A 337-nucleotide genomic window follows, 5' to 3' on the forward strand; every position below is an offset into this window, starting at 1 on the left:
CGAACACTGTTCACCTGCTACTGCTACTGAACGTCACACCGGCATGTTCGCAATTGACCTGGGTACGCTTGCAAGCTGCCATACAACTCAAGAACGGGCCGACACAGGCCGAGAAGCCGCAGTCCAGCGCACCGAATCGGCGAACCGGAGCGACTGGGTGCATCAGCACACCGCAAAGCGCATTGCGCAGGTCGTCCTTAGCGCGACCAAAATAAACGCCCCGGACAGCGAACGCTGCAATTAACAGCGTGCAAGCCCGCGCCGCTGACCATATCAAAGGGGGAAAAGGGCGCAGCGCATTGACACTAGCCGCGTGCCTTAATTCTGGATGAAATTG

General features: G+C 57.9%; 1 protein-coding gene. It reads left to right on the plus strand.

What is annotated here, in order from left to right:
* Nucleotides 1-244 (plus strand): hypothetical protein (locus tag RCF13_RS10090; protein ID WP_308141116.1); only part of this gene is annotated, 244 nt, incomplete at its 5' end.
* Nucleotides 245-337: the final 93 nt, after the last annotated feature.

The sequence above is a fragment of the Stenotrophomonas maltophilia group sp. RNC7 genome (assembly GCF_030910085.1).
In the GTDB taxonomy this organism is placed as follows: Bacteria; Pseudomonadota; Gammaproteobacteria; order Xanthomonadales; family Xanthomonadaceae; genus Stenotrophomonas; species Stenotrophomonas sepilia.